General features: G+C 72.5%; 4 protein-coding genes, 1 tRNA gene and 1 pseudogene. 4 read left to right on the forward strand and 2 right to left on the reverse strand.

The annotated features are described in order from the left end of the window. A pseudogene (locus tag SACHA_RS25870) lies at window positions 1-106 on the reverse strand (preprotein translocase subunit SecE); the annotation flags it as partial. A gap of 34 nt (window positions 107-140) precedes the next feature. After that, window positions 141-213: transfer RNA gene (locus SACHA_RS0100890), tRNA-Trp, on the reverse strand. A gap of 243 nt (window positions 214-456) precedes the next feature. Between SACHA_RS0100890 and SACHA_RS0100895 the strand changes: the two genes are divergently transcribed. The 4 genes from SACHA_RS0100895 to SACHA_RS23540 all read left to right on the forward strand — a co-directional run. After that, window positions 457-1,689, forward strand: a complete 1,233-nt coding sequence (locus tag SACHA_RS0100895) for a pyridoxal phosphate-dependent aminotransferase (RefSeq protein ID WP_028662765.1) — start codon at window positions 457-459, stop codon at window positions 1,687-1,689. A 109-nt stretch (window positions 1,690-1,798) separates the two neighbouring features. Further along, complete coding sequence (locus tag SACHA_RS0100900; RefSeq protein ID WP_019806455.1) at window positions 1,799-2,149, forward strand: GntR family transcriptional regulator; 351 nt, start codon at window positions 1,799-1,801, stop codon at window positions 2,147-2,149. Beyond that, on the forward strand, window positions 2,146-3,132 hold the full coding sequence (locus SACHA_RS0100905) for a hypothetical protein (protein WP_019806457.1): 987 nt from the start codon (window positions 2,146-2,148) through the stop codon (window positions 3,130-3,132). Before SACHA_RS0100900 ends, SACHA_RS0100905 begins: the two co-directional genes overlap by 4 nt. Before the next feature lie 18 nt (window positions 3,133-3,150). After that, window positions 3,151-3,673, forward strand: a 523-nt coding sequence (locus tag SACHA_RS23540; protein ID WP_019806459.1) for a GDSL-type esterase/lipase family protein, incomplete at its 3' end; no start/stop codon positions are given.

Consider the following 3,673-nt stretch of genomic DNA (forward strand, 5'->3'; position numbering starts at 1 on the left):
CCTCCCGGCGGGCGGAGGCGCGCCGTGCGCGCCGAGCCGCGGCGGTGTCCGGACGGGAAGGGCCGTCCCCGGCCCTGTCCTTGTCCTTCTCGCCGTCGTCGCTCACGAGCCACTCCTCCGCTCCGCCGGACACGTCAACGCAGGGGTGACAGGACTCGAACCTGCAACCTGCGGCTTTGGAGGCCGCTGCTCTGCCAATTGAGCCACACCCCTCCGGGCGGGAGGTCCCACCCGAACGGTACGCGCTCCAGGTACCGCTGACCCCGACCGGAATCGGGGCCGGACCGTCGTCCGGATGCCTGTCGTACGTTCCAAGTTCCGCAGTCTACGGCAAGGCCATCGGCTACTCGCAACCGCGTTCCCCATGTCCGGCACGAGCCCCTCGCCGCCCCGCGGGAAGCTACCGGCTGGAGGGCGGTTGTCCTCGTACGATGCCGTGCGTGGGAAAATCGGCGCATGGCCGTTTCCCAAGATACCGCCTCCAGTACGCAGTCCCGCGTGTCCGCCCGTATCGCGGGCATCACACCGTCCGCCACGCTCGCCGTCGACGCGAAGGCCAAGGCGCTCAAGGCCGAGGGACGTCCGGTGATCGGCTTCGGCGCGGGCCAGCCGGACTTCCCCACCCCGGATCACGTCGTGGAGGCGGCCGCGGCCGCGGTCCGCGACCGAGCCAATCACGGCTACACCGCCGCGGCCGGGCTGCCGGAACTGCGGGAGGCCATCGCGGCGAAGACGGAGCGGGACTCGGGCCTCTCCTGCTCCGCCTCACAGGTGCTGGTCACCAACGGGGGGAAGCAGGCCGTGTACTCCGCGTTCGCCACGCTGCTCGACCCGGGCGACGAGGTCCTCCTCCCCGCCCCGTACTGGACCACCTACCCGGAGTCGATCACCCTGGCGGGCGGTGTCCCGGTGCAGGTCACGGCGGACGAGTCGACCGGGTACCGGGTGGGAGTCGACCAGCTCGAGGCGGCCCGCACCGAGCGGACGAAGGTGCTGCTGTTCAACTCGCCGTCCAACCCGACCGGGTCGGTCTACTCCCGCGAACAGGTGGCCGAGATCGGCCGGTGGGCCCTGGAGAAGGGGATCTGGGTCGTCACCGACGAGATTTACGAACACCTCGTGTACGACGGCGTCCGGGCGGAGTCGATGCCGGTCGTCGTGCCGGAGCTGGCGGACCGCACGCTGGTGCTCAACGGGGTGGCCAAGACCTGGTCGATGACCGGGTGGCGGGTCGGCTGGCTGATCGGCCCCGAGGACGTCGTCTCGGCGGCCGCGAGTTTCCAGTCGCACCTGTGCGGCAACGTGGCCAACGTCTCGCAGCGCGCGGCGCTGGCCGCGGTGGCGGGTCCGCTCGACGTGGTGGAGACGATGCGGTCGGCGTTCGACTCCCGTCGTCGCACGATCGTGTCAATGCTGTCGGACATCCCCGGGGTCGAGTGCCCGACCCCGGAGGGGGCGTTCTACGCCTACCCCTCGGTCAAGGCGCTGCTCGGCACCGAGATCCGCGGGCAGCGCCCGACGGACACGGTCGAACTGGCCGACCTGATCCTGGCCGAGGCCGAGGTCGCGGTCGTGCCCGGCGAGGCGTTCGGCACCCCGGGCTACTTCCGCTTCTCCTACGCGCTGGCCGAACAGGACCTGGTCGAGGGCGTCACCCGGGTGGCCGACCTGCTCGCCGAGGCGAAGTAGCGCGGCCCGCCCACAGGATCCACACCCGCCCCCGCGGCCCCCGGTCGCGGGGGCGTTGCCGTTCGCGGTCCCGTGACAGAGCTACATTTGTTCTAGTAGCATTAGAACAATGCTCGTTCGTCTCGATCCGTCGTCGACCGTGCCGTTGTACGACCAGGTGGCCGTCTCGATCCGCCGCGCCCTGTCCGACGGCGGAGTCACCTCGGGTGAGCGCTTGCCGCCCGCCCGGGAACTGGCACACCACCTGGAGATCAACGTGCACACGGTGCTGCGTGCCTACGCGCTGCTGCGGGACGAAGGGCTGATCGAGTTGCGCCGCGGTCGCGGCGCAGTGGTCGCGCCGGGTGCGGACAGGAATGCCCGGCTGACCGCGTTGGCGAAAGAGCTCGCCGACGAGGCACACCGGCTCGGTGTGGGCCTCGACGAGCTGGTCACGATCCTGAGAAGGAGTTACCCGTGAGAAACGCCGCTCTCCGTCTCGTCCTGGCGACCGGCGGGGTGCCCGCCGTCGTCCTCGCGGTCGCCGCCGCGTTGCGTTCGGCCTGGTCGTCCCGGCTGCCCGAGGTTGTGGCGACGCACTGGGGGGTGGGCGGCGCCGCCGACGGCTCCACCGGGCTCACCGCATTGACGACCTGGTGCCTGTCGCTGGGCGGTGCGCTCACGGTCGCCGGGGCCGTGGTGTCGGTGGTGCTGCTGCGACACGGGCGCGGCAGCCACCGCGGTCACGTGGCCCTCTGGGTCCTCCTGGCGTCGATGCCCTCCACCGCGCTGCTGACCTCGCTGGTGACCACGCTCGACGCGCCGGACTGGCGGCAGGCCTCCGGTGCGGGCGTGGCGCTCGGTGTGCTGCTCGGCGGAAGTGTGGCGGCCGGCGGTCTGGCGGCACTGCTGGCCCCGAGCGTGTCGCCCGACCGGAGTCTCGACGCTGCCCCGGGGGCGCGAACGGTGGGGCTACGGGACGGTCAGCGCGCGACATGGATCGGGAGCAGCACCAACCTCGGGCTCGCCGTCCTGTCCGCGCTCACCCCGCCCGTGGTGGTCGTGCTGATCGGACTCGTGACCGGGAGCAGGCCCGGCTGGGCCGTCCTCGTCGTGCCGACCGCGATCGGTGTCCTCGCCGGGCTGGGCGTGGCCCGGGTGCGGGCGATCGTCGACGCGGACGCGGTGACGGTACGAATGGGGTTTTTCGGGATGCCCTACCGGACGATCCCGCTCGGGGAGATCACCTCGGCGGCGACCGAGCACCTCCCGCTGTTCGGGATGGGCGGCCTCGGTGTGCGGACCACCGTCTCCGGCGACACCGCGTACAAGTGCCGGGGCGGTCCGGCCCTGGTCCTGACGCTGCGTTCGGCGCGCCGGGTCCTGGTGACGGTGGACCGGCCGGGGGAAGCCGCCGGGCTCGTCAACGACCTCCTGCGGCGGGCGGAGCCCGCGCAGGACTGATACACCGAAACGGTGACGATGAGGAGACGGGTCGCCGCCGGTATCGGCGCACTGCTGGTGACCGGGGCGGTCGCCGCCTGTGCGCCCGCGCCCGAACAGGACACCCCGCCCCGTACCCGCACCGACCGGGCCGGGACGAGCGCCCCACCCGGCGACTCCGGGCCGCGCCGGTCCGGGCCGTACGTCGCGCTGGGTGACTCGTACACCTCGGCACCGGGCACCGGTGATCCGGTCGGTGCGCCCCCCGGGTGTCAGCGCTCGGACAACAACTATCCCCGGCTGGTCGCGGAGCGGCTCGACGTCAAGCGGTTCACCGACGTCAGCTGCGGGGGCGCGACCACCGAACACGCGGTCGTCGAACAGCGCACACCCCGGGGCACCAACCACGCCCAGCTGGACGCGGTGGGTCACGCGACGTCGCTGGTCACCCTCGGCTTCGGTGGGAACGACGTGGGGCTGGTCGAGTTGGCCGTCCGCTGCGCGGGTGCGGCGAGCGCACGCGCCCGCTGCGCCCCCGGCGAGGGGGGCGACCCGGCCGACC

The organism is Saccharomonospora halophila 8, from assembly GCF_000383775.1.
GTDB lineage: Bacteria > Actinomycetota > Actinomycetes > Mycobacteriales > Pseudonocardiaceae > Saccharomonospora > Saccharomonospora halophila.

What these genes read in the sequence shown, in the direction of transcription:
- SACHA_RS0100900 (WP_019806455.1), top strand. Translation starts at nt 1,799, where the DNA reads ATGCTCGTTCGTCTCGATCCGTCGTCGACCGTGCCGTTGTACGACCAG.
- SACHA_RS0100895 (WP_028662765.1), top strand. Translation starts at nt 457, where the DNA reads ATGGCCGTTTCCCAAGATACCGCCTCCAGTACGCAGTCCCGCGTGTCC.